The 25,252-nt window shown below is 47.9% G+C and carries 21 protein-coding genes; 16 read left to right on the plus strand and 5 right to left on the minus strand.

Annotated features, from left to right (window positions below; translation table 11 throughout):
- The first annotated feature begins 16 nt into the window (after window positions 1-16).
- From gltB to MJO46_RS06745, 8 genes are all read left to right on the plus strand, one after another.
- Entirely contained in the window at window positions 17-4,465 is a 4,449-nt protein-coding gene (gene gltB / locus MJO46_RS06710) for a glutamate synthase large subunit (RefSeq protein ID WP_253988653.1), read from the plus strand.
- Window positions 4,466-4,471: 6 nt separating this feature from the next.
- Window positions 4,472-5,878, plus strand: a complete 1,407-nt coding sequence (locus MJO46_RS06715) for an FAD-dependent oxidoreductase (protein ID WP_253988654.1) — start codon at window positions 4,472-4,474, stop codon at window positions 5,876-5,878.
- Between the two features lie 237 nt (window positions 5,879-6,115).
- A complete protein-coding gene (locus MJO46_RS06720) occupies window positions 6,116-6,826 on the plus strand; it encodes a 5'-methylthioadenosine/adenosylhomocysteine nucleosidase (protein WP_253988655.1) in 711 nt (236 codons plus the stop codon).
- Between the two features lie 24 nt (window positions 6,827-6,850).
- Entirely contained in the window at window positions 6,851-7,840 is a 990-nt protein-coding gene (locus MJO46_RS06725; RefSeq protein WP_253988656.1) for a cobalamin biosynthesis protein, read from the plus strand.
- A gap of 56 nt (window positions 7,841-7,896) precedes the next feature.
- Window positions 7,897-8,274 (plus strand): DUF2721 domain-containing protein, encoded by a 378-nt coding sequence (locus MJO46_RS06730; protein WP_253988757.1) that lies wholly within the window; start codon window positions 7,897-7,899, stop codon window positions 8,272-8,274.
- Window positions 8,271-8,897 (plus strand): trimeric intracellular cation channel family protein, encoded by a 627-nt coding sequence (locus MJO46_RS06735; RefSeq protein ID WP_253988657.1) that lies wholly within the window; start codon window positions 8,271-8,273, stop codon window positions 8,895-8,897. The genes MJO46_RS06730 and MJO46_RS06735 overlap by 4 nt, the downstream gene beginning before the upstream one ends.
- 1 nt (window position 8,898) lies before the next feature.
- Window positions 8,899-9,390, plus strand: a complete 492-nt coding sequence (locus MJO46_RS06740) for a nuclear transport factor 2 family protein (protein ID WP_253988658.1) — start codon at window positions 8,899-8,901, stop codon at window positions 9,388-9,390.
- A 124-nt stretch (window positions 9,391-9,514) separates the two neighbouring features.
- Window positions 9,515-9,943, plus strand: a complete 429-nt coding sequence (locus MJO46_RS06745; protein WP_253988659.1) for a hypothetical protein — start codon at window positions 9,515-9,517, stop codon at window positions 9,941-9,943.
- An 81-nt stretch (window positions 9,944-10,024) separates the two neighbouring features.
- Here MJO46_RS06745 and tyrS read toward each other — a convergent pair whose 3' ends face one another.
- Window positions 10,025-11,218 carry a tyrosine--tRNA ligase gene (gene tyrS / locus MJO46_RS06750; protein WP_253988660.1) on the minus strand — a complete coding sequence of 398 codons (1,194 nt, stop codon included), beginning with the start codon at window positions 11,216-11,218 and terminating at the stop codon, window positions 10,025-10,027.
- Window positions 11,219-11,344: 126 nt separating this feature from the next.
- On the opposite strand from tyrS, the gene MJO46_RS06755 reads away from it, so the two are divergent.
- The 4 genes from MJO46_RS06755 (at window position 11,345) to MJO46_RS06770 (ending at window position 14,908) form a co-directional block, all read left to right on the plus strand.
- Complete coding sequence (locus tag MJO46_RS06755; RefSeq protein ID WP_253988661.1) at window positions 11,345-12,739, plus strand: peptidoglycan DD-metalloendopeptidase family protein; 1,395 nt, start codon at window positions 11,345-11,347, stop codon at window positions 12,737-12,739.
- A 33-nt stretch (window positions 12,740-12,772) separates the two neighbouring features.
- A complete protein-coding gene (locus MJO46_RS06760; RefSeq protein WP_253988662.1) occupies window positions 12,773-13,882 on the plus strand; it encodes an anhydro-N-acetylmuramic acid kinase in 1,110 nt (369 codons plus the stop codon).
- Window positions 13,883-14,053: 171 nt separating this feature from the next.
- Entirely contained in the window at window positions 14,054-14,434 is a 381-nt protein-coding gene (locus MJO46_RS06765; protein WP_007649967.1) for a DUF2750 domain-containing protein, read from the plus strand.
- 24 nt (window positions 14,435-14,458) lie between these two features.
- A complete protein-coding gene (locus MJO46_RS06770; protein WP_253988663.1) occupies window positions 14,459-14,908 on the plus strand; it encodes a hypothetical protein in 450 nt (149 codons plus the stop codon).
- Between the two features lie 75 nt (window positions 14,909-14,983).
- Here the strand turns inward: MJO46_RS06770 and erpA are convergent, their stop codons facing one another.
- Window positions 14,984-15,334 (minus strand): iron-sulfur cluster insertion protein ErpA, encoded by a 351-nt coding sequence (gene erpA, locus MJO46_RS06775; RefSeq protein ID WP_198782660.1) that lies wholly within the window; start codon window positions 15,332-15,334, stop codon window positions 14,984-14,986.
- Window positions 15,327-16,130, minus strand: a complete 804-nt coding sequence (locus MJO46_RS06780; RefSeq protein ID WP_253988664.1) for a DUF6776 family protein — start codon at window positions 16,128-16,130, stop codon at window positions 15,327-15,329. The genes erpA and MJO46_RS06780 overlap by 8 nt, the downstream gene beginning before the upstream one ends.
- Before the next feature lie 73 nt (window positions 16,131-16,203).
- On the opposite strand from MJO46_RS06780, the gene MJO46_RS06785 reads away from it, so the two are divergent.
- From MJO46_RS06785 to nhaD, 4 genes are all read left to right on the plus strand, one after another.
- On the plus strand, window positions 16,204-17,928 hold the full coding sequence (locus tag MJO46_RS06785; protein ID WP_253988665.1) for a chloride channel protein: 1,725 nt from the start codon (window positions 16,204-16,206) through the stop codon (window positions 17,926-17,928).
- Window positions 17,929-18,122: 194 nt separating this feature from the next.
- Window positions 18,123-19,142, plus strand: coding sequence for an aspartate carbamoyltransferase (locus tag MJO46_RS06790; RefSeq protein ID WP_253988666.1), 1,020 nt, complete (start codon window positions 18,123-18,125; stop codon window positions 19,140-19,142).
- Between the two features lie 26 nt (window positions 19,143-19,168).
- Window positions 19,169-20,461 (plus strand): glutamate-1-semialdehyde 2,1-aminomutase, encoded by a 1,293-nt coding sequence (gene hemL, locus MJO46_RS06795; protein ID WP_253988667.1) that lies wholly within the window; start codon window positions 19,169-19,171, stop codon window positions 20,459-20,461.
- A 490-nt stretch (window positions 20,462-20,951) separates the two neighbouring features.
- Entirely contained in the window at window positions 20,952-22,199 is a 1,248-nt protein-coding gene (gene nhaD, locus MJO46_RS06800) for a sodium:proton antiporter NhaD (protein WP_253988668.1), read from the plus strand.
- A 105-nt stretch (window positions 22,200-22,304) separates the two neighbouring features.
- Here nhaD and MJO46_RS06805 read toward each other — a convergent pair whose 3' ends face one another.
- On the minus strand, window positions 22,305-23,396 hold the full coding sequence (locus MJO46_RS06805) for a general secretion pathway protein GspB (protein WP_253988669.1): 1,092 nt from the start codon (window positions 23,394-23,396) through the stop codon (window positions 22,305-22,307).
- Window positions 23,396-25,117 carry an ExeA family protein gene (locus tag MJO46_RS06810; RefSeq protein ID WP_253988670.1) on the minus strand — a complete coding sequence of 574 codons (1,722 nt, stop codon included), beginning with the start codon at window positions 25,115-25,117 and terminating at the stop codon, window positions 23,396-23,398. The genes MJO46_RS06805 and MJO46_RS06810 overlap by 1 nt, the downstream gene beginning before the upstream one ends.
- Window positions 25,118-25,252 lie beyond the last annotated feature (135 nt).

Genomic DNA, 25,252 nt, shown 5'->3' on the forward strand with positions numbered 1-25,252 from the left:
CTAGGGAGGTTTTTGTATGAGCTTATATCATCCCAGTTTTGAGCGGGACAATTGTGGTTTTGGGTTGATAGCACAGATGGATGGCGAAGCCAGCCATCGTATCGTGCGCACGGCTATCCATGGCCTCGATCGCATGAAGCACCGTGGCGGTATCGCCTCCGACGGTCGCACAGGTGACGGCTGTGGTTTATTGATGCAACTGCCCGTACAGTTTTTTGAAGCGATAGCGGCGGAAAATGATTGGCATTTAAGCCGCAAGTTTGCCGTAGGTATGCTGTTTTTAAGTCAAGATGATGAATTGGCCGACCAAGCTAAGTTTATCCTTGAGCGTGAACTTGAACGTGAAACCCTGAGCATTGCGGGCTGGCGCAAGGTCCCCGTCAATCCCGATGTACTCGGTGAAATCGGTAAGGCTAGCCTGCCACAAATCTACCAAGTGCTGATTAACGCCCCTATCGGCTGGCGTGAAAAAGACTTGGAGCGCCGTCTATATATGGCGCGTCGCCGCTTAGAGCAGCAAATCATCGACGACAAAGACTTCTATGTCGCCAGTTTGTCTGGCCAAGTGATCGTCTACAAAGGCCTGATGATGCCAGTAGACTTGCCCGCGTTTTATCCCGACTTAGCTGACATTCGCTTAAAAAGCTCTATCTGCCTGTTCCATCAACGTTTTTCCACCAATACTTCGCCTAAATGGCCATTAGCTCAGCCGTTTAGATATTTAGCCCATAACGGCGAAATCAATACGATTACGGGTAACCGTCAATGGGCCCGTGCACGTGCCTATAAATTTAATTCACCACTGTTGCCCGACTTGCAACAGGCTGCGCCCTTTGTGAATGAAACGGGCTCGGACTCGTCATCCCTAGACAACATGTTAGAAATGCTGTTATCCGGTGGTATGGACTTATACCGTGCCATGCGATTGTTGATCCCGCCTGCTTGGCAAAGTAATCCAGAAATGGATGACGAATTAAAGGCCTTCTACGACTTTAACTCTATGCATATGGAGCCTTGGGATGGCCCGGCCGGTATTGTGATGACCAATGGTCGCCATGCCGCCTGCGCCGTTGACCGTAACGGTCTGCGTCCATCACGTTATGTGATCACTAAAGATCGTATTTTGACCTTAGCCTCCGAAGTCGGCATTTGGGATTACGCCGCCGATGAAGTGATCGAAAAAGGCCGTGTTGGACCGGGTGAGTTACTGGTATTAGATACTTTGAACGGACGTCTGTATCAGTCATTCGAAATTGATAACGACTTAAAACGTCGCCATCCCTATAAAGAATGGATGGCAAAAAACAGCCGCACTTTGATCCCAGCAGAGCAACTCACCACAGAGCAACACGGTGCCAGTGAGTTGAGTAACGAACAATTACTGCAATATCAAAAGCAATTTGGTTATACCCGCGAAGAATTAGAGCAGGTTATTTGGGTTCTCGCTAAACAGGGTGAAGAGGCCACTGGCTCCATGGGCGACGATACGCCAATGGCGGTATTGTCGAAAAAATCTCGCTCACTGTACGACTATTTCAGGCAAAAATTTGCTCAGGTCACTAACCCGCCTATCGATCCTTTGCGTGAAAAACACGTGATGTCCTTGGCGACCTGTATCGGCCGCGAGCAGAACCTGTTTAATGAAACCACAGGGCACGCTTATCGCGTAATGTTCAACTCGCCAATTTTATTATTCAGTGATTTTAATCAGTTACTTGGCCTAGATAGCACTTACTATCGCGCCAATATCGTCGATTTAAATTACGATCCGAAGGAAGGGCTTGAAAACGCCATTCGTCGCATCACCTCAGAAGCCGAGCGTTTGGCCCGCAGCGGCACCACACTGCTAATTCTTTCTGACCGTGCAATTGGTCAGTCTGCACAAGTCATCCCCGCGGCAATGGCGGTAGGTGCGGTGCAACAAATGCTGGTCAATAAGAGCCTGCGCTGCGACACCAACATCATTGTTGAAACCGCATCGGCGCGGGATCCACACCACTTTGCCGTTTTACTTGGCTTTGGGGCAACGGCGATTTATCCGTATTTAGTGTATGAATCAATTTCAGATCTCGCGAAGCGCCATGATCTTACCGATACCACGGCCTTGATGCTGAACTTCCGCTATGGCATCGAAAAAGGCTTGCGTAAGATCATGTCTAAAATGGGCATCAGCACTGTGGGTTCTTACCGCTGTAGCCAGCAATTTGAAGCCATAGGCATAGCCAAAGATGTGATTGAACTGTGCTTTAAGGGCGTTATCAGCCGTATCGAAGGCGCAAGCTTTGCCGATATCGCCCAGGATCAAGCGCTGCTGCATAAAGCGGCCTACCGCGCCCATGTGCCATTACCCCAAGGCGGCTTACTAAAATACATTGAAGGCGGTGAATACCACTGCTTTAACCCAGATGTGGTCAACACTTTGCAGGCGTCATTGAAAGACAAAGACTTCGCCACCTACAAAAAATTCGCTGAACTCGTCGACAATCGCCCCATTGCCACACTGCGCGACTTAATCGGCATCAAGGGCACACAAACGGCAATCGATATTGCTAATGTCGAAGGAGCATCACAACTCTATCCTCGCTTTGATAGCGCAGCCATGAGCATCGGCGCCTTAAGCCCAGAAGCCCATGAGGCATTAGCCATTGCGATGAACCGTTTAGGCGGCCGTTCTAACTCGGGTGAAGGTGGCGAGGATGCTCGTCGCTTTAATACCGAGCGCAACTCTGCGATTAAGCAGATTGCTTCGGCGCGCTTTGGCGTCACGGCGCACTACTTAGTCAATGCCGATGTGTTGCAGATTAAAGTGGCCCAAGGTGCAAAACCCGGTGAAGGTGGCCAATTACCCGGCCATAAAGTCAGCGTTGAAATCGCCGGACTGCGCCACGCGCGTCCCGGAGTGACCCTGATTTCACCGCCGCCACACCACGATATTTACTCTATCGAAGATTTAGCCCAGCTGATTTTCGATTTAAAACAAATTAATACTAAAGCGCTGATTTCAGTGAAACTCGTATCTGAACCAGGAGTAGGCACTATCGCCACCGGTGTGGCCAAAGCCTATGCGGATATGATCACGATTTCAGGGTATGACGGCGGCACAGGTGCAAGCCCAATCACCTCAGTGAAATATGCGGGCAGTCCGTGGGAGCTAGGTTTAGCCGAAGTGCATCAATCCCTAGTGGAAAATGGTCTACGCCATAAAATTCGTCTGCAGGTCGATGGCGGCTTAAAAACCGGTACCGATGTGATTAAAGCCGCGTTATTAGGCGCCGAAAGCTTTGGTTTTGGTACTGTGCCTATGATCGCCCTAGGTTGTAAATACCTGCGGATTTGCCACTTGAATAACTGCGCGACAGGCGTGGCAACGCAGGATAAAAATCTGCGCGACAACCACTACCACGGCCTGCCAGAGCGAGTGATGACTTACTTTGAGTTTGTTGCCGAGGAAGTCCGCGAGTGGATGGCGACCCTTGGGGTCAGTAAGTTTGAGGACTTAGTCGGCCGTAGTGAGTGGCTACATACCTTAGAAGGCCAAACCGATAAGCAACGCGGACTCGATTTAGCGCCGATTCTGTATCAGCCTAAGGTCAAAGCCAGCACATCGCGCACATGGAAAGAAACCAATCCACCGGCGGATTTAGGACTGCTTAACCAGCATTTATTAAACGAGTGCCAAAGTGCCGTCGATAAGGGCGAGTCTTTCGATGCCGCTTACAGCATCAATAACACCGACCGCTCAGTGGGAGCAAGACTGTCGGGTTATATCGCGAGCACGCTCGGCGTGAAAGGCACTAAGGCACCGATTAAGCTGAGCTTTAATGGCAGTGCTGGTCAAAGCTTTGGTGTATGGAACAGCCCAGGGCTTGAACTCAAGCTCTGCGGTGATGCCAACGACTACGTAGGTAAAGGCATGTCTGGCGGTAAGATAGTGATTTATCCACCGCTGGGTAGTCCATTCCAAAGCGAGCGCAGCGCCATTGTTGGTAACACTTGTCTTTACGGCGCGACGGGCGGCAAGTTCTTCGCCGCGGGCCAAGCGGGTGAACGTTTTGCGGTACGTAACTCGGGTGCAATTGCCGTGATTGAAGGCTTAGGCGATAACGGCTGCGAATACATGACTAGCGGTATTGTGGTTGTGCTTGGAAAAACTGGGGTGAATTTCGGCGCGGGGATGACGGGCGGATTTGCCTATGTGTTCGACCAATTCGGCCGCTTTAATCGCCGAGTCAACACTGAGCTTGTCGATACTCAAAAACTCGAATCACCCATTCATCAACAACATTTAAAAGGCTTAATTGAAGAGCATGTCGCCGAAACCGGCAGTGAACATGCCAAGATGATCCTAAGTGATTTTGGTAACTGGTTGGATTGCTTTGTATTAGTTAAACCTAAAAATATTGCGGTTGCCGATCTGCTCAAACTTGAGCAATCAAACCCAGAATTAGCCGTAAAAGCGGGGTAATGGCGCATGAGTAACGATTTTCAATTTATTGAAGTGGGTCGCAAAGACCCCACTAAACACCCTGCGGCAAAGCGTGCAACTCAGTTTATTGAGATTTATCAGCCTTTTGCTCAGCCTCAAGTGGCAGAGCAAGCGGACCGCTGTTTAGATTGCGGCAATCCCTACTGTGAGTGGAAGTGTCCACTACACAATTATATTCCTAACTGGCTGAAGCTAGCGCAGCAGGGCCGCATCATGGAAGCGGCGGATTTAGTGCATGAGACCAACACTCTGCCCGAAATCTGCGGCCGAGTTTGCCCACAGGACAGACTCTGCGAAGGTGCTTGTACCTTAAACGATGACTTTGGCGCAGTAACGATTGGTAATGTCGAAAAATACATTACCGATACCGCCATCGCCCAAGGCTGGCGTCCGGATATGAGTAAGGTCACGCCCCGTAAAGAAAAAGTGGCGATTGTGGGCGCAGGCCCGGCGGGTCTTGGCTGCGCCGATATTCTAGCCCGTAATGGGGTTAAGGCTGTGGTATTTGATAAATATCCCCAAATCGGTGGCCTACTCACCTACGGTATTCCCTCTTTTAAACTCGACAAATCTGTTATGGCGACCCGTCGCAGCGTATTAGAAGGCATGGGCATTGAGTTCAAACTTGGTGTTACTGTGGGTAAGGATATCCCCTTTGCTACACTGCTCGAAGAATACGATGCCGTCTTCCTCGGAATGGGCACTTATACCGCGATGAAAGCGGGCCTTGCGGGTGAAGAGGCACAAGGCGTCTACCAAGCCCTGCCCTATTTGATTGGCAACACCCATCATTTAATGGGCACCTCAAACCCAGAAACCCCTTATCTTAATCTCGAGGGGAAACGTGTGGTGGTGCTCGGAGGGGGTGATACTGCAATGGATTGTGTACGCACTGCAGTTAGGCAAGGCGCCAGCAGCGTAGTGTGCGCTTACCGCCGTGACGAGGCGAATATGCCAGGCTCACGCCGCGAAGTGCAAAACGCGCGGGAGGAAGGGGTTAACTTCCTGTTTAACCGTCAACCCGTGGCGATTAAAACCCAGGATGGCAAAGTGCTCGGCGTCGAATGTGTCGAAACTGTGATGGGTAAAGCCGATGCGAGTGGGCGTCAACGGGCCGAAATCATCGAGGGTAGCGAGCAACTGCTCGAAGCCGATGCCGTTATTATCGCCTTCGGTTTCCAACCTAGCCCCGCACCTTGGTTCGCTGAATATGGGATTGAGCTCGACCAATGGGGCCGAGTCAAGGCGAGCAAGCTAGATGAAAACCCATTCCAAACCACTAACCCGAAAGTGTTTGCTGGTGGTGATATGGTGCGCGGTTCAGACTTAGTAGTGACAGCCATTGCCGAAGGTCGCGATGCGGCGCAAGGCATTCTTAACTACTTAGATTAATAATCTATTTTTGTTGTTCAGCCTCGGACTCGTGCAAACGAGTCCAGCCATTTACCTGTGGCTTATCGCAATCGAATGAAGCAAAAATGCGCATCTTAGGGCGCATTTTTCGTTAACTCTACCCCATTTTACCCCAGCCTAATCATACCTCAGCATAACGACAGCACATAACTGTGTGCTATATTAGCCAACATTCTGCAGTCCCACTCTTAAGTGTTGAATTAAAAAAGGTCTCCCATGAAAATTGGTATTATTGGCGCAATGGAGCCAGAAGTTGCCCATCTTATTGCGGCTATGACAAACGCCTCATCGCAAACCATTGCTGGTATTGAATTTATTGCTGGCACACTGGCAGGTAAAGACGTAGTAGTGACTCGCTCTGGCATAGGCAAAGTTGCCGCCAGTATAGCTACCACCCTACTGATTGAGAAATATGCCCCGGATGCGGTGATCAACACAGGTTCTGCGGGTGGATTTGTCGATAGCCTGGCCATTGGTGATATTGTAATTTCATCGGAAGTACGCCACCACGATGTGGACGTTACCGCCTTTGGTTACGAAATTGGCCAGATGGCTCAGCAACCCGCAGCCTTTATTCCTGCGCCATATTTGGTTGAAGCGGCGAACAAAGCCATTGCCCAGTTAGGCGAAGTGAAAGCCATAGAAGGCTTAATCTGTACTGGCGATAGCTTTATTTGCGATCCTGTTCGCACCCAAACCATGCTCAAAAACTTCCCGACTATGGCCGCCTGTGAAATGGAAGGCGCGGCAATCGCTCAAGTGTGCCACCAGTTTGGCGTGCCATTTGTCGTGATCCGTTCACTCTCTGATAATGCGAACAATGATTCTCCAGTGGACTTCGACTCTTACCTTGTCAAAGCGGGTTACCACTCGGCGTTGATGGTGATGTTATTGCTCGAGCAATTACAACCAAGCTCAGTAAACTAATATAACTTCAGCGGAAAGTACCGAATGCACAGTTCTTTTTATCAACAGCTTGTCGAAATTGATGGGGCTTTGTTTGAGGGCTTTTTGGTACTTTTCTTCGCCCTGCTGCTGGCGCGCCTCGCGCCCCTGCCCCGGGAAATGCAGCCACTCATTTGGTTTACCCATTTAGCCAAACAACTGGCTGCCAAAGTCAATCGCCCAGAACGCTCCCCAAGTCAGCAGGCAACGGCGGGCTTTTTGGCTATGTTGCTACTGGTATTTCCCTTTTGGGCCATCATCACTTTTTTACTCGAACTCGCCGCATTCCCATGGTTTTTCGAATTCTTAGTCCTCTATCTATGCTTAGGTGACGCGGGTTTTAGCCAAGTTGCTGATGAAATTGCTAAGGCACTCAAACGTCAGGATAATGCCAGCGCAAAAAAGTTACTCCAACCTTGGGTTATCTGTGATACGGATAATCTCTCGGAAGTCGGCTTAACCAAAGCCACTATTGAAAAACTCGCCACTTCACCTATTTACGGCACAGCATCGACTATCTTCTTTTTTGCCATCGCCGGCGCACCTATGGTGCTAGCGGTACGTATGATTAAACAACTGGAACTCAGCTGGCCACCAATACAGCCGCAGTATCAACACTTTTGCCGCACAGCCAATAGTTTATCGACTGTGCTGCTCGCCATTCCTGCTTGGCTCTGGAGTCTATCGATAGCCATTCAGGGCGGCCCTAGGGCCTTAGCCAAACTGTTTAGTATCCCGAAGAATCACCCTGCGCTGCGGGGCTATATACTGAGTGTCAACCTTGTCGCCAGCATTTTACAAATTGAACTTGGCGGGCCACAAAAACTGGCGGGTCAACGCATTGATATTCCTAGGATAAGCCATGGCCCACTGCCAACAAGCGATACCATAACGCCGGCACTGAAACTCACCTCTAGGGCCTGCGCAATTTGGTTTAGCTTTATCATTCTACTGCCATTACTTTGGGCGGGTTTACGTTGGTTACAAAGCCTGTGATATGATGCCCACTTATCTTAACGTGAAGTTAAAGGCTGACTATTGTGCTCGAAAATATGCATGTTTCATTAACAACTCCGGCCTTGTTATTTCCGGCCATCTCATTGTTAATATTGGCTTATACTAATCGTTTTTTTGCCCTTGCCGCATTGATCCGCACACTAAGTAACGGAGATAAACCCGTTCATAAGGACCAAATTAAAAACTTAAGCCAACGGATCCGTATCATTCGCAGGATGCAGGAAGCGGGTGTATCCAGTTTTGCCCTGTGCGTGCTATGCATGATTTTTATTTATATCGGTTTTAACAAAACCGGCTCAGTAATCTTTGGCGCCAGTTTGTTACTGCTACTCTACTCACTGATTTTATCGGTGATCGAAATTCGCATCTCCGTGGATGCCTTAAATATCCATATCAAAGAGATGAGTAAATGAGTCATTGGATCTACTTTTTTGACTTATGTGGCACTGCCGTATTTGCCTTATCCGGCGCCCTTGCCGCAGGTCGCCACAGGATGGACCCCTTTGGCGTGATTGTACTCGCCTCAGTAACGGCCATTGGCGGCGGCAGTATCCGTGATGCACTGATAGGAGCGACACCGGTTTTTTGGATCCGCGATCCCAACTACATCATAGTCATACTCGCAACTGTGATAGCTTGCTTATTGTTAGTGCGTCGCCCACGCAAGGTGCCGCAATACACTTTGCCCGTAGCCGATGCCCTAGGTTTAGCATTGTTTACTGTTATTGGTGCCGAAAAAGCCCTCAATATGGGATTGAGTGGCATGATTGCCGTGGTGATGGGCTTGATCACGGGCGTGGGAGGAGGCATTATTCGAGACTTACTGTGTAGACAAATCCCTATGGTGTTACGCACAGAAATCTATGCCACCGCATCCATTATCGGTGGTATTGGCTATACCGTGAGTTTGCACTACGGTATGGGGGAAAAAACGGCGCTGTTTCTGGCAATGACCTGTGCATTGATTATCCGCTTAAGCGCAATCAAATGGCACCTGTCGTTACCAGCCTTTGATCTCAAAACCAAGAGGGAATAGTTTGCGAATATTGTGTCTTATTTGGTGTTTTATCTTTGTTCTGGCCCTCAATCCTGCTGCGGCGCAAGCCAACTCAGGTGAAATGCCCCAGGAACAGCAGTTAGCCATAAAATATATGAATGCGTTGACTGAACACGACTACAAGACCCTCAGAAAATTCTATAACCGCGACAGTGTTTTCTTCGACAAAACCGCCAATCGTAAATACACTGGCGGGCGTTTTATTATCGATTTTTTAGAACGCGCCCATGAGGGAGTGCTGGAATATAACTTCAATGTCGAGCATATGTATAACGCGGGTTCACTCGTAGTGATGATCGGCAACTACCACTTCAAGGGGCCGGGCGAACAATTCGGTAAACCCGGCAAAATTATCGATGTGGCGATACCTGGAGTCACCAGCCTTAAGCTAGATATGCTCAATCATAGGGTGACTGAGCATGTGGATCTTATCGATTACCAGACTATGTCTGACCAATTAGCGATGCAGTAATCACAAAATTTACGCCGCATTGAAACTTGAGCCTTAAAAATGGGTCGAACTCAACAGTGAGTCAATACTGCTGAGCCTAGATGCCTCAGATCTGGCTAAGCAGTTTCGTTTCAATGAGGTTTGTATGAAGTTTGTTGGACTAATTGCCCTACTCGCCCTGAATGGCTTAATGCTGGCACCTAAAGCCCAAGCATTACAGCCTATTATAGTTTCCTATGCCGTTCAGCCAGTCAGTCATTTCAATCAGCAATTACGTATCGCCCAGGAGCAACACCAAGCTTGGTCCAAGGATCCCAGTAAAATCAGCAGCCAATACGCAGGCAATAAATTCACTTTAGTACGGACTCAAACCAATAAAGACAGCATTTTAACCTATCAAGTGAGTGAACTCTCCAAACAACACCCACAGATGTTATTGATTATCTCCCTCAAACAAAATGCGAAACAGTGGCAGGTCGATTCGGCGCAGTTAGCGTGGAAATGCAGTGATGGGCAACATTTTGGCACCGACAGATGCAATATTGCCGAACACGAGGCCAACACAGCACCTTAAATCTTGTGGAATTAAAAGCCTTAAAAACCAAGAGCGCCCTAAGGCGCTCTTTTTGTTCCTGTAACGTCTGTGGTTTAAACCTTAAACCAAAGTCACTTTGGCAAACTTACGTTTACCCACTTGGAATACTGCGACAGTACCAGCAGATAAGATCATACGGCTGTCGTCCAGTTTCTCACCGTCCATCTTCACCGCACCTTGCTTGATCATCCGCATCGCTTCCGATGTCGATGCCACTAAATCCGCGTCTTTCAACAGATTAGCAATCGCAATACCTTCACCCGCGGCTAACTCGATGTCTTCGATATCGTCGGGGATCATGCCCTTAGCACGATCAACAAAGGCTTGGTGTGCGCTGTCGGCTGAGGCTTCATCGTGGAAACGTGTGATGATTTCCTTCGCCAAGGCGATTTTAATGTCGCGGGGGTTAGCACCATTGGCCACATTTTGTTTGAACTGTTCAATTTCGGTCAATGGACGGAATGACAGCAGCTCAAAATAGCGCCACATTAGGTCATCCGAAATGGACATCAACTTGCCAAACATTTCATTAGCGGGTTCACTCACGCCAATATAGTTGTGGGCCGATTTAGACATTTTCTTCACGCCGTCTAGCCCTTCGAGCAGCGGCATCATGATCACAGCTTGCGGCTTTTGACCTTCGGCTTTTTGCAGCTCACGCCCCATCAACAGATTGAATTTTTGGTCAGTCCCACCTAATTCAACGTCGGCCTTGAGAGCAACTGAGTCATAACCTTGCAGCAGCGGGTACATAAATTCATGGATGGCAATCGATTGACCCGAGGCATAACGCTTCTTAAAGTCATCGCGCTCCATCATACGGGCAACGGTTTGCTGTGACGCTAAGCGGATCATTCCCGCGGCGCCCAAAGGCTCTAACCAGCTGGAGTTGAACTCGATACGGGTTTTCGCTGGATCGAGGATTTTATAGACCTGCTCTTTGTAGGTCTCGGCGTTGGCTAATACTTGTTCACGGGTGAGTGGTGGACGAGTGCTATTTTTACCACTCGGATCCCCCACCATACCGGTAAAGTCACCAATTAAGAAAATGACTTCATGACCTAACTCTTGGAATAATCTTAATTTATTTAAAATTACTGTGTGTCCAAGATGGATATCCGGTGCGGTAGGATCTGCGCCTAACTTGATACGAAGCGGACGTCCTTCTTTGAGTTTTTCCAGCAGATCCGCTTCGAGTAAAATCTCGTCGGTACCACGTCTAATTTCTGCTAATACTTGGTCTAAATCAGCCATCTCGGCGGGGACTCCTAGGGCCATGATCATAAAAAGAGGAGACTTATGTTACTTGTTAGCCAGCACAATTGAAAGTGTGTACACTAACGGGATTATTCAAGCCTCAGGTTATCGGTATCGGCGTCAATGGGAAAGGTTATTACGTTATTTAAATTGTTGCCTAAAAAGCATCAAATTCTCCTCAGCATTCTTTCTGTTATCACTATGATAACCATGCTCTTACCTTCTGAAGAAGCCCAGGCTTCGAGACAAACAACGGCTATAGATGAACAACATACTAACATTCGCTACGATGTCCCATTAGCCTTTCGCTCGCCAGAGCGCCCAGAGTCACTGGAAGAGGCATCGGATAATGCCCCTGCTAATGCAGTCCCTTTGTCGTCAAGTGAGGCACTCGCTGCTGGCAAGGGAGCAACTGAATCCCTAGAGAGTGCCAACCATAGGGATGTTGAGCATTTCAATGTAAAAAACGGCGACACCTTAGCCGCGGTATTTGATCGCGCAGGCCTAAGTAGTAAAGACGTTTATGAAATCACCCAGTTGCCTTTAGCCAAGCAAAATTTACTCAAGATTATGCCCGGCGAAGAAATTGTGATTTCCAAGGATGCCAGCGGTAATTTAACCGAAGTACGTTACCGCATCGATGCGATTTCAACGCTGGTTATCACAAAGAATCAAGAGCAATACTTTGAAAAAATCTCCGAGAAAGATGTGGAGATCCGCACCCACTTCACCAGCGCTAAGATAAAGAGCAACTTTTGGAACGCCGCGGTCGATGCCGGCATGTCTGCAAACCAGATATTGCAATTATCGACGGTATTTGGCTGGGATATCGACTTTGCCTTAGATCTGCGTGAAGGCGACAGTTTTGCCATTATCTACGAGCAGGAATATGCCGATGGTGAGTTTTTGCGTAATGGCAATATCTTAGCCGCAGAGTTCGTCAACCAAGATGAGCGCTATACCGCGATTCGCTATACCGATGGCAACTACTACTCTGAGAATGGCACGAGTATGCGTAAAGCCTTCCTGCGCTCACCGGTCGATTTTAAGTACGTCAGCTCCAACTTTAACCCTAAGCGTTTGCACCCTGTCACCGGACAAGTCAAAGCCCACCGCGGAGTGGATTATGTGGCGGCGATTGGTACACCGATTAAAGCCGCGGGTAGCGGGCGCGTCATCGAGTCTGGCTATAATCAATTCAACGGTAACTATGTGTTTATTAAACATAACGATACCTACACCACTAAATATTTACACCTCACAAAACGTAATGTCAGTAAAGGAGCCAGCGTTAAGCAAGGCCAAGTCATAGGTACTTTAGGTAAAACTGGCCGCGTCACCGGCGCGCATTTACATTATGAGTTCATCGTCAATGGTGTACACCGCAACCCAAGAACGGTGACTTTGCCTAAAGCGGAATCGATTGCTAGAAAAGAAAAAAACCAATTCGATGCGCTTAGCAAACAATTAATGGCGACCCTATCGCAGAACAAACAAACGCAATTGGCAATGCAATAACGAATGTAATAACGACAGGACGGACTCCTCCCAATGAAAAATGCTTATTATATTGGACTGATGTCAGGCACCAGCATGGATGGCGTCGATGCGGTATTAGTTGACTTTTCTGGCGCACAGCCACAACTTATCGCCAGCCATACGGAAGCCATTCCAAGCCATTTACTCAAAGGCTTACAGCGTTTATGTTTACCCGGCGCAGATGAAATTAACCGTTTAGGTCGCCTAGATCGCAATGTCGGCGAGTTGTTTGCTTTGGCGGTCAACAATCTGCTAGCGAAATGTGCTGTTGCGAAAGAAGATGTTATCGCCATTGGTAGCCACGGCCAAACCGTGCGCCATATGCCGAACCTCGAGGTGGGATTTACCCTGCAAATTGGCGATCCCAATACCATAGCGACCGAAACAGGTATCGATGTAATTGCGGATTTTCGCCGTAAAGACATTGCCTTAGGAGGTCAAGGCGCGCCCTTAGTGCCGGCATTCCACCAGCAAACCTTTGCCGAAATTGGTAAAAAACGCATCATTTTAAATATTGGTGGCATAGCGAATGTGACTTACCTTCCCGGCAATAGCGAGCATGTGATCGGCTTTGATACGGGCCCAGGGAATACGCTTATCGATGCTTGGATCCAGCACATTAAGAGTGAGCCCTTCGATAGAGATGGCGAATGGGCAGCGTCCGGCAAAACCGACCCAGACCTATTAGCTCAACTGCTATCACACCCTTATTTCTCCCTTGCTTACCCTAAGAGTACGGGCCGTGAATTATTCAATCAAGCTTGGTTAGAACAGCAGTTATCGCCCTTTAATCATCTCGATGAGGAAGATATTCAATCGACCTTATTGGATCTGACCTGCCACAGTATCGCTCAGGATATTATTAAGTTATCCAATGAAGGGGAGTTATTCGTCTGTGGTGGCGGCGCATTTAATGGCCAACTAATGCAACGTTTTGCCGCCCTATTACCAGGTTATACCTTGGATACCACCTCAGCCCTTGGCGTCGATCCTAAATGGGCTGAAGGCATCGCCTTTGCGTGGCTAGCCATGCGCAATCACTTAGGCTTACCCGCCAATCTTCCGGCAGTTACTGGCGCCTCCCGCGAAGCCGTACTCGGCGGACGATTTAGCGCTAAATGAGCAAGCTTTTGCTAAGGGAAAAGACAGGTATCGCCCTCTCGGCGCTGTTGTTCTTTTTCTAATCCCGCTCTAATGTTACCATTTAGCCAACCGGTGAATTTTGCTGTGCCTAGTTTTTTATATTTGGGACCCAACAAGCTTCGCCCTATCCAAGCCAAAGAGATATTTTTCATGAGCAAGACTGTTAAAACCCTCGCTGAGACAGCAGCAATGACGCCGGAAGGCCGTTACGATTACCTCGTTGAACAAGTCAAAGAACATAAAACACTTTGGACCCTGCAGGATCAAGACGGTTGTGTAATGCTAACGACCGAAGAAGAAGATTGTATTCCTATGTGGCCAACCGAGGATGCCGCTGAATCTTGGGCCGTCGATGAGTGGAGCGATTGCCAGACCTTAGCGATCCCATACGATGAATGGCATGAAAGATGGGTGCCTGGCATGGAAGATGACGATCTGTTCGTGGCAGTATTCCCAGTTCAGGATGATTTAGGGGTAGTTATTCCACCCTATGAGTTAGATCAACGACTCATCACTAAGCAAAGTCACTAATACAACCGCGAAGCGAGACTGTCGATGAGTGAGCAAAAATCCTCTTTGCCAACGCCCGCAGTGACACCTGCGACTAACCCTCGTTTACCTAAACGCCTCATTGTATTGCTGCTACTCTATGTTGTCGCATCCGTGAGTGGCTTAATTGCCAAACAAGGGGTGTTATTTTGTCTACTCACTCTGTTTATGGTGTTAGGCATTTTAGGTCGCCAAAAGGCGGGGCTCATTATGCTGCGCGGCTACACGCTGGTGCAATTGGCCTTAGTCAGTATGCTGCCAGTCATACTATACGATCCCGATAATTTAGTGGTTGGCCCAACCACAGTACATTTAGGTGAATGGCAGGGGAAGTTTCCCGATTATGTCATTTTTATCGTATTAATTATCTTATCTTTATTACAGGTTTGGATCGCTTTCGATAAAAAAGTCAAAGCCTGGTTTAAGCCTAAACTCAATCTCAATATTATGAGTTAAGCCTGTGCTGAGTGGATTTCTGTCAACAAAAAAGCCGTCATTTTGACGGCTTTTTTCTCATCCAAATGGGGGAACTTACACCGAGAAGCTCGCGCCACAACCACAGGTTGTCGTCGCATTCGGGTTTTTAACAAAGAAGCGCGAACCTTCGAGCCCAGAAGTGTAATCCACTTCGCCACCCACTAAATACTGCAGGCTCATAGGATCGACAACCAAGAGAACGCCTTGTTTTTCTATCGTGAAATCGCCGTCATTGACCTTTTCATCAAAGGTAAAGCCGTACTGAAATCCAGAACAACCACCGCCCGTCACATAGACTCGTAGCTTAAGTGCAGGATTTTGCTCTTCTTCCAACAAGCCCTTTACCTTAGCGGCTGCCGCATCGGTAAATTTGATTGGCATTGGAGCGTCAGCTTGATCAGTCATTACTACCTCTTACATCAGTTTTCTGGGGCAAATTATCCGTTACCTGACTATTTTGTTCAAGTATTACCCGCGGTTCTTTTTCACCCTGCAATAACTCAGGGACACTATAGACATGTTCTGTCTGCGAATTCTTGGTCCAGCGGCTCGATGGCACAACCACTTTGACTTTGACTTTCAGTAAATTAAAGCCCGCTGGCACAGTGATCTTGGTATCTATGACCTGAAAATAACGAAAATCAAATTCCAATTTTGAACCCGTGAGTTTGTTCACACTTAGTTCAGCGGATTTACCATCCTGCAGCCCAATTAAGGTCAATTCGGCTCGACCTTGAATGGCTTGCTTACGCTTTTGTAACTGAGTCAACACCAGTTTGAGATTGTACTCATCGGCTAAAACACCCGGTGTCATTTCAAGCCCATGAATGGCAACGCCTTCGGCATTATCATCCGGAGACATAATGCTACGGTAAAATGCCAATTCACGCTGCAATTCCTGTTGCTTTTTGAGCTGCTCGCCAAACATTCCCTGCATTTGGGCGTTGGCTTCCCGTTCAACTGACAGCTCTAAATTGCGCGTTGCCAGTAATTGGGTTTGCTCTTCTAATTCAGCAGTTAATCGCTGGGATTTACTGCTAATGTGCTTCACTACGGGCTCATCACTGCTCAAAAGAATAAAACTAACCCAAGCCCCAAGCAAAAAAGCGACTAACACTAAAAGTGATAAATATACCGAAGATGAACGATACTTGCGCTCCATCACTTGCAGGCGATCTAGCCAACGATGATAATTTGGCATTAGGTAACAGCCCCTTATATAAAATACAATCAACTCAAGAAGAGTTCGATACAATACAACTCAGGCCAATGCAGTGCAATTAACGATAAATAAAGTCGCCATTCAACATGCTATAGCCACAGCCAAGAAATATTTAGCTAATGAGCTGCGGGATCATTTATCCCAAGCCAAGATCAGTGCACAGCTATGCATACTGGCGTTATTTTTTGCCATCTTTGCCTCCGGCGTGATCCTGCTGTTTCGACTCTTACTCCTGTGGGCGAATCATTTTACCCAAATAGAAAAGCTGGATTTTACGGGGAACGTGGCCGACTGGCGAGCTTTGTTACCGCTTCTAGGCGCAATATTAATTTGGCTTGTGGCAAAGTTGGGCTCCAAACGCTACAAACGTATGGGCATAGCCTATGTGCTACATAGGGTTAAACTGCACTATGGTAAAATCCCCCTGCAATCCGCGCCGGGGCAATTTTTTCAAGCCCTCTTCGCCCTAGGCACCAATTTCTCGGTTGGACGAGAGGGGCCAGCCATTCATCTGGGCGCTGTCAGTGCCAGTGTGTTGGCTGAGAAATTCAACCTTCCCGATAACAGCGTTCGTATTATGTGCGCCAGTGGCATTGCCGCTGGGATTGCCGCGACCTTTAATGCGCCCTTGGCGGCGGTGATTTTTGTACTCGAAGTGATAGTACGAGAATATAAAATCCATTACTTTTTCCCGATTATGCTCTCTTCGATTTGCGGCGCAGTGTCGAGCCAACTGGTGTTTGGTAATGTGCACGAATTTGACCGTATTCAAGTGATCCACATTCCCTTAGATCACTACCCTATTCTTGCCATCGGGGGAGTTGTACTCGGATGTACGGCCGCCTTATTTAATTACTCTCTCCTTAAAGTCACAGCGTCGAGCCAAAACTGGCCGTTAATCTACCGTCTGCTTCTTGCGGGCAGTATCACCACTTTAATCGGTTTAGTCTTACCCCAGGCGCTGGGAACGGGGGATTTAGCCATTAGCGAAGCCATCAGTGAACATCCAAGTTTGTTACTCTTAATCGCCCTGCTGGCCGCAAAAATCATCGCAACGGTCGCGGCGATAGGCCTTGGAATTCCAGGGGGATTAATTGGACCACTCTACGGCATAGGAGCCTTAATTGGGGCCATTTTAGCCCTAGTGAGCGCGGTCATGTTCCCTTCGATCGCTCCCTATGTGGGGCTTTATACTGTGATTGGCATGACAGCCATGATGGGCGTGTGTTTAAGCGCGCCACTGGCAGCATTAGTCGCCCTGCTAGAAATGACCAACGATGCCAGTATCATCCTGCCGGCGATGTTTGTGACAATTCCGGCTTTTTTAATTGCCTATCAAGGCTTTAAAACTGACTCCATTTTCTTTAAACAATTAGACATCATGGGGCTAGGCTATAAAGTTGCGCCGGTGAATTTAGCGTTGCAGAAAAAAGGCGTGCGAGCCTTAATGGATAAACGCTTTGTTATCGTCAATAACAACGATGAATTATTGCTCGAAGTGCTCAAACGCGCCGAGGGTCGACCCGTGCTAGTGCGTAATGCCGATGGGATTATCGAAATGCTTAGCCTGGAAATGCAGTCCTATGACGATAACATCACCCTCTCGCGCCATCCCATGCAGGGCGTAAGCGATACCGCCACCCTCAATGAAGTTTACCTCCTCTTATCACCCAGTCGCAGTGGTGAAGTCTTTATTTATCAAGATTCGCCCGAAAACGTGGTCGGGGTGATCAGTTGGTCGAACCTGCAGCAGGAAGTCCGCACAGGCCAAGCATAATCCTAAACAAACGGCGGCTCTCGGATCACAAAAGCGCTGGCTTTATCGCAAAAATCTAACGCTGTGACCCTAGTGCTATTTCGTTGCCTTAGTGCTTCTGCTACAATCGCGCCTCAGCCACCCTACATAACATCAGGGCAGATAAGCGCGATACCGCAGCTTAAAATGCCCCCTAGCAATTGGAAAACAGGCTGATGAATCAGTTCGAAGGATCCCATATCCTCTCCGTAAACCAGTTAGATCTTGACTCAATCCAAACTATTTTTAATGTCGCTAGCCGCATGATGCCCTATGCACTTCGAGAGAAGCGCACCAAAGTGCTCGAAGGCGCCATTTTAGGTAACCTGTTTTTCGAACCTAGTACCCGTACCCGCGTGAGTTTTGGCTGTGCCTTTAACTTGCTCGGCGGCCATGTGCGTGAAACCACAGGTATGGCGTCATCGTCTTTATCTAAGGGTGAGTCCCTGTACGATACGGCGCGGGTGTTATCTACTTATTCCGATGTGATTGCCATGCGCCATCCTGACTCTTATTCGGTAAAAGAGTTTGCCGAAGGTAGCCGCGTCCCAGTGATCAACGGCGGCGATGGTTCGAACGAACATCCGACCCAAGCTTTGCTCGACTTATACACTATCCAAAAAGAACTCAAGTGTGCTGGCCGCGGTATCGATGGCATGCACATAGCCATGGTCGGCGACTTAAAATTTGGCCGTACCGTACATTCACTGTCGCGCTTACTCTGCATGTATAAGAACATCAGTTTCACGCTGATTTCACCCGCTGAATTAGCTATGCCTGATTATGTGATCTCTGACATTGAAAATGCTGGCCATAGCATCAAAATAACCGACCAACTTGAAGGCCATTTAGATAAAGCAGATATTCTGTATCTCACGCGCATTCAGGAAGAGCGCTTCCCTTCACAGGAAGAAGCGAATAAGTATCGCGGCAAGTTCCGCTTAAATCGCAGTATTTACACTCAGCATTGCAAATCTAACACTGTCATTATGCATCCGCTTCCAAGGGATTCACGCGCGCAAGCCAATGAGTTAGATAATGATTTGAACAGTCACCCTAACCTCGCTATCTTCAGACAGGCGGACAATGGGCTGTTAATTCGCATGGCTTTGTTTGCATTGACACTCGGCGTTGATAATCAACTCGAAAAATATGAGTGTCCGGTTAATTGGTATTCACGTAAAGCCGATCGCTAATTGGCTACAGACTTTAAGGACTAAACATGACCCGTTCCGAAGCGCTATTTGAACAGGCTAAAAAAACCATCCCCGGCGGTGTTAACTCCCCGGTTCGTGCATTTAATGGTGTAGGCGGTTCGCCCCTGTTTATTGAAAAGGCCGATGGCGCTTATATCTACGATGCCGATGGTAAAGCTTATATCGACTATGTCGGTTCTTGGGGCCCGATGATCCTCGGCCACAATCACCCTAAAATCCGTGCTGCAGTATTAGCGGCGGTGGAAAATGGCCTGTCTTTTGGTGCGCCAACTGAGCTTGAAGTGCAAATGGCCGAAAAAGTCATCTCTATGGTGCCTTCTATCGAACAAGTGCGTATGGTGAGTTCAGGGACTGAAGCCACTATGAGTGCTATCCGTTTAGCACGCGGTTTTACCAGTCGTGACAAGATTTTAAAATTTGAAGGCTGTTACCACGGCCACGCCGATTGCCTGTTAGTGAAAGCCGGTTCTGGCGCGTTAACTTTAGGCCAACCTAGTTCACCCGGTATTCCTGAAGATTTCGCCAAGCACACCTTAACCGCTGTGTATAACGATTTAGATTCAGTTAGAACCCTGTTCGAACAGTATCCAACTGAAATTTCTTGCATCATCATCGAGCCAGTTGCAGGCAACATGAACTGCATTCCACCTATCCCAGGTTTCCTTCAAGGTCTGCGTGATATCTGTGATGAATTCGGTGCCTTAATGATCATCGACGAAGTGATGACAGGTTTTCGCGTATCACAAAGCGGCGCTCAAGGTTATTACGGCGTCACACCTGACTTAACCACGCTAGGTAAAGTGATTGGTGGCGGTATGCCAGTGGGTGCCTTCGGTGGCCGTAAAGATGTGATGCAGTTTATCGCACCGACTGGTCCTGTGTACCAAGCGGGCACTCTATCGGGTAACCCCATTGCTATGTCGGCGGGTCTGGCACAAATGGACGCCCTGTGTGAAGCAGGTCTATACGAAGAGTTGAGCGCGAAAACCAAACGTATCGCCGAAGGCTTTAAAGCCGCGGCGGATAAGCATGGTATTCCAATGGCGATCAACTACGTTGGCGGCATGTTCGGCTTCTTCTTTACCGAGCAAGAGCAGATCACGCGCTTCGACCAAGTGACCAAGTGCAATATCGAGCAGTTCCGTACTTTCTACCACGGCATGTTAGATGAAGGCGTGTACTTGGCACCGAGCGCCTATGAAGCCGGTTTCTTGTCTATGGCCCATGGCGAAGAAGAACTGCGCTTAACCTTAGAGGCAGCAGACCGCGTATTAGGTCGTATGAAAGCGGCAATGTAAGCGATAGCTTAAAACACTAAGGGACGCATTAGCGTCCCTTTTTATTACCCTTTTCTGATATAGAGAGGAGTTTCATCACTAAAATATAAAGCTTTTAACCGCATAAAAACACGAATAATAAACACAGGGATACACAGACAGCTCAAGATAATTCATATAAAGAAGAATTAATTGCAGGTTCGGTAAAACAACTGCTTAGACTTTAATCGTAGATCTTACTTTACAGCCCGTAATCCATTGGAGTGATACAGCAAAATAATCCAACAAAAACACACAAAACAGTGTATTCAACTGCAAACACAATAAAACCCGTGCGATCAACATCACAAAGCTCAATAAAAATGAGTTACAGCTAACAGTTGCGTTCTTTCCCCCATTATGTTCTGATCCGCACGCGTTAACACGGTAATCTTAAATTTACCTTGAAAATGCCATCCATAGCTCGCCCTAGGCCGGCAACGACATTAAAACAGCAGTTGGAATTGCAGTTATGTTATATACCTTTCTCATCATACTGGCCGTGCTCGCATTGCTCAGTATTATTTTCGAAGAAGTGACCCACCTTAATAAAGCAAAAACCACCTTATTCTTTGGCTGTATATCCTGGGTAGCGCTATTTATGGCTGCAGGAGATCCCGCCCATGAGAAAATCATTGGCCATCAACTCAATGAAAACCTGCTCGAAATTGCCACACTTTGGCTATTTTTGATGTCGACCATGACCTTCGTTGCCTACCTCAACGCTAAGGGCATGATCCAAATCATGGTGCAAAAGCTGTTTCCACAGAAAGTCTCTGTGCGGATGCTGATGATCCAAGTGGCATTGTTTGCGCTCATACTGTCGGCATTTTGTGATAACGTCACCGCGACCTTAGTGTCTTTAGGCTTGTTAACCACCTTTAAACTCGACAAGCAAATGCGCCGCAGAATGGCAGTACTGATTATCTTCGCGGTGAACTCAGGCGGTGTAGCCTTGATTACCGGCGATGTGACTACATTGATGATATTCTTAGCTGGCCATGTGCATATGTCAGAGTTGTTGATGTTATTTATCCCATCGGCCGTGAGCGTAATTTTGCTGGCGACGCTACTCTCACTCAAAGCTGAAGGTATGGTCAGCACGACCCCAATCAAACATACTTATCAAACCGTTGATGTCTTGATTGCTTTAGTGTTTTTCTGCACCATTTTACTGACTATGTTGCTCAACATATTGTTTGGTATCCCACCAGTGCTGACCTTCTTAACGGGTCTGTCCATCATGTTCTTGATTGGCCACACTACACGCAGCGACAAAGAAGAAATCAAGATCCTCGAATATATCCGCCAAGTTGAATATGACACTTTATTGTTCTTCTTAGGGATTCTATTGCTCGTCGGTATGCTTAAAGAAATCGGCACCTTAGATTTACTGACTGAAGCTTATGCCATGTTTAATCCAAACATCTCTAACTTCGTGACAGGTATGGGCTCAGCCTTAATTGATAACGTGCCATTAACGGCGGCATTATTAAAAGCAGAACCCGTTTTGACTACACCAGAGTGGCTCGGCTTAACCTACAGCGTTGGTGTCGGTGGCTCACTGCTGATTATTGGTTCTGCTGCGGGCATTGTTGCCATGAGTAAAGTGAAGGAACTGACTTTCGTAAGTTACCTCAAATACGTGCCAGCCCTATTCCTATGCTATAGCGTAGGCTATGTTCTAACACTGTTTCTTGCTAATAAATTCTTCACCTAATGCGGATCTGATTGTAAGTAAAAGGCGCCCCTTGGCGCCTTTTCTTTTGGTTGCATCATTAAAATTTAGGGAGCTTAAACTGCAATCACTTAAATAGAAGAGGCTTTAAATCGCAGGAACTTTAAATTGCGTCCCTTGAATATCCAAGACAACATCCCTTGGACGAATAGAGATGATCTTCAACTTGCCAGCTATCATATCCCCCTCCTGCAACTCTGCACCGTCCACATTCAACCAACGCTGGCTCGCATCCGTGGAATACACATGGGCCACAATATTAAATTCCGGCACTTGCAACTGCAGTCCAGCGGGTAATTGACCGTATTTAGGAATATCGTCCCCCGCAGGCTTAGGGATGGGATCTAACTTAGGCTCTGTGACAGGCGTTTTCGCCGCCTTAACATATTCCACATCCTTTAGTGCATCTTGAAATGTGGCAACTAATTGATCATCCTGGCGACTTTGGTTGGTTTCTAAGCCCACATCTACCGCAGCAGCACTGACCTGCTGACGTAATGCTTCCAACTGTTCTAAACCTTGGCTATTCGCACCCGCGCCTAGCATGATAGCTTCTTGGCTTTGGCTCTCTGGCGTTTGCACTAATTCCGCTGGGTTTATGCCATTTTCATCGGTCACTGAATACGGACTTGAGTCAGGCGTTGTCGCATCCACAGCCGCAGACGTGGCGAGGTAATCTTGATAACTTGGATCGCGATTTTGTGGAATGCTGCTAACACCGTAACCATTGGCATTCGCTGGCGCTTGTACCACTGATGCGCCGCCATTTAACTCCTGCGCCCTAGGCAGGGCAACTTTTCCCGCAAGGCGGATCCCCGTATTGATATCCTGTGCGGCAGATATCTGTGCAGCCATTGTTGCCCGTTCAGAGTCTTTCACCGTGCCCTGAACTGCATTTTGAACTGCCGTTTGCGTTGTGGGCGTGGTTTCGGCAGCCATCACCGACGCGCCTACTGGGGGCTTATCCGCCGGAAGTAACTCAGTCTGCCTCAGCATGGCCACGCCCCATGCCACCCCCACACCTAACGCAATAGCCAATGCCAATGCCGAAAGTTTAGCGACGGGAATACCTGTTTGACGGGGCTGAGGATAATTAGCCCTTGGCGTTAACACCGCATCGGGTAAGGGCGACGACTGCTGCTGTTTATTACGGGTGACAGCATCGAGTAAAATGGACATTAACTCTGCGCTCCATTATCGGTCAAACGTGGCCCTTGCTCACTTAAATACAAATTTAGTCTCACTAATGTTTGATTACCTGCGATGCCATCGGCTTTTAATCCATGCTGGCTTTGGAATGCTTTAAGATCATTTTCTAATTTAAGATCGAATTGGGAAACTCTTCTCGCATTGCGATTAGCCACATGGGCAAGGGCATTTTCCAGCCACTGCAATTGTCCCGGACTCGATTTTTGGCTGATTTCCATCATAGGTAAACTCGGCGCCTGCCACAGGATTTCAAACGTCCCGCTGAAGTGTTGGTTAAACCAAGCTCTGTCTACCCACAGTTGTTGCTCTCCCAATTGCATCAACAACTGCTCGCCATCGACCGCAATCACAGCACCATAAAAATCCTGTTGATTATCATCAACTAAATAGACAACTGCCGGATAATTTAATCGCGTGAGCGACATCCAGTTACCCTGTTGCTGATAACAGGCCAGCCCTTGTTCAACGGCAGATTGACAGGCAGTCAATCCCTTAAAGGGTACTTTCCCCCAAACACTGAAGAGTCCGGCAAAGGCGGTATCGATACTGCGACTCTGTTTTATCGCTTCCTGCAGCACTCTTTGGCTCGGATCGGGGGACGCGGCAGCCTGAATGCTAGCCATATTAGTAGGCTGACTTGCTACCATACTGGTCTCACTTGCAACCTTAGTAGGCTCACTTGCTCTGGAGTGTTCCAGACTATTATCTGTGGTATCAACGTCTGTGGCGGCACTCGCTGGCGTCACCAAAGGAGTAGCCTGCGGTAAGTTAGTGGCACTCGCTATGGTTTGATTATCCGTAAATAACCAATAAGACACCCCAAATGCAAGCACTAAAGCCGTAGCAATGGCACTCGGCCACAGCAGTTTATTCTGCTGAGGTTCTTCTTCCCCTAATACTTCAGCGGCGGCCTGCCTGACCATATAGTGGTCAATAGGCACTTTAGATTGAGCGTAACCCGCCATGAGTGCCCGTTCACAGAGCAAATTGATCAACCGCGGTATGCCACCAGTGTATTTTTGCAATACTTTAATGGCTTTACGGGTAAACAGTGGCTCGAATCGCCCTGCGACCTGTAAACGGTGCAACACATAGAGGGCAACTTCATCCTCATTAAGTGGTAATAGGTGATAACGCGCCGTGATGCGCTGGGCAAGTTGCCTAAGCTCTTGGCGTTTGAGCAGTAACTGCAGTTCAGGCTGACCAATGAGTATCACCTGAAGCAACTTTTTAGTGTCCGTTTCTAGGTTAGTGAGCAATCTGAGTTGCTCTAACACTTCGGCGCGTAGATGTTGAGCCTCATCGATGATGAGTACTGTGTTACGGCCTTTTTCATGATTTGCCAGTAAAAAGCGGCTCAAATGATCGGTTAATTGTTTGAGGCTAGGATTTTCCCCATAACTGATCTTAAGCTCATCGCAGAGAGTGGCGAGTAACTCCAACTCTGTGAGTGAGGGATTAAGGATAAATGCAGTATCAGTATTATCGGGTAATTGCCCAAGTAAACAGCGCGATACAGTGGTTTTACCTGTACCGACTTCCCCGGTTAGCAACACAAAACCACCGGTTTCACCTAACCCATAGGTCAAATGAGCCAAGGCTTCCCTGTGCCTGTCACTTAAAAATAAATAATGGGGATTGGGTGCAATAGAAAAAGGGTTATCACTGAGTCCATAAAAGGCCTTGTACATACCACCAATCATCCTTAGCTAAAAATAACGCTCACGTTAAAGCGTCACACAGTGATTGTCAAAGCATCCGCAACATCGATGTGACATTAAATAAATATCTACCCCTAGGTTGCACAGGGAATCTTATCATCATGT

Source organism: Shewanella sp. KJ2020 (genome assembly GCF_024197625.1).
Classification (GTDB): Bacteria; Pseudomonadota; Gammaproteobacteria; order Enterobacterales; family Shewanellaceae; genus Shewanella.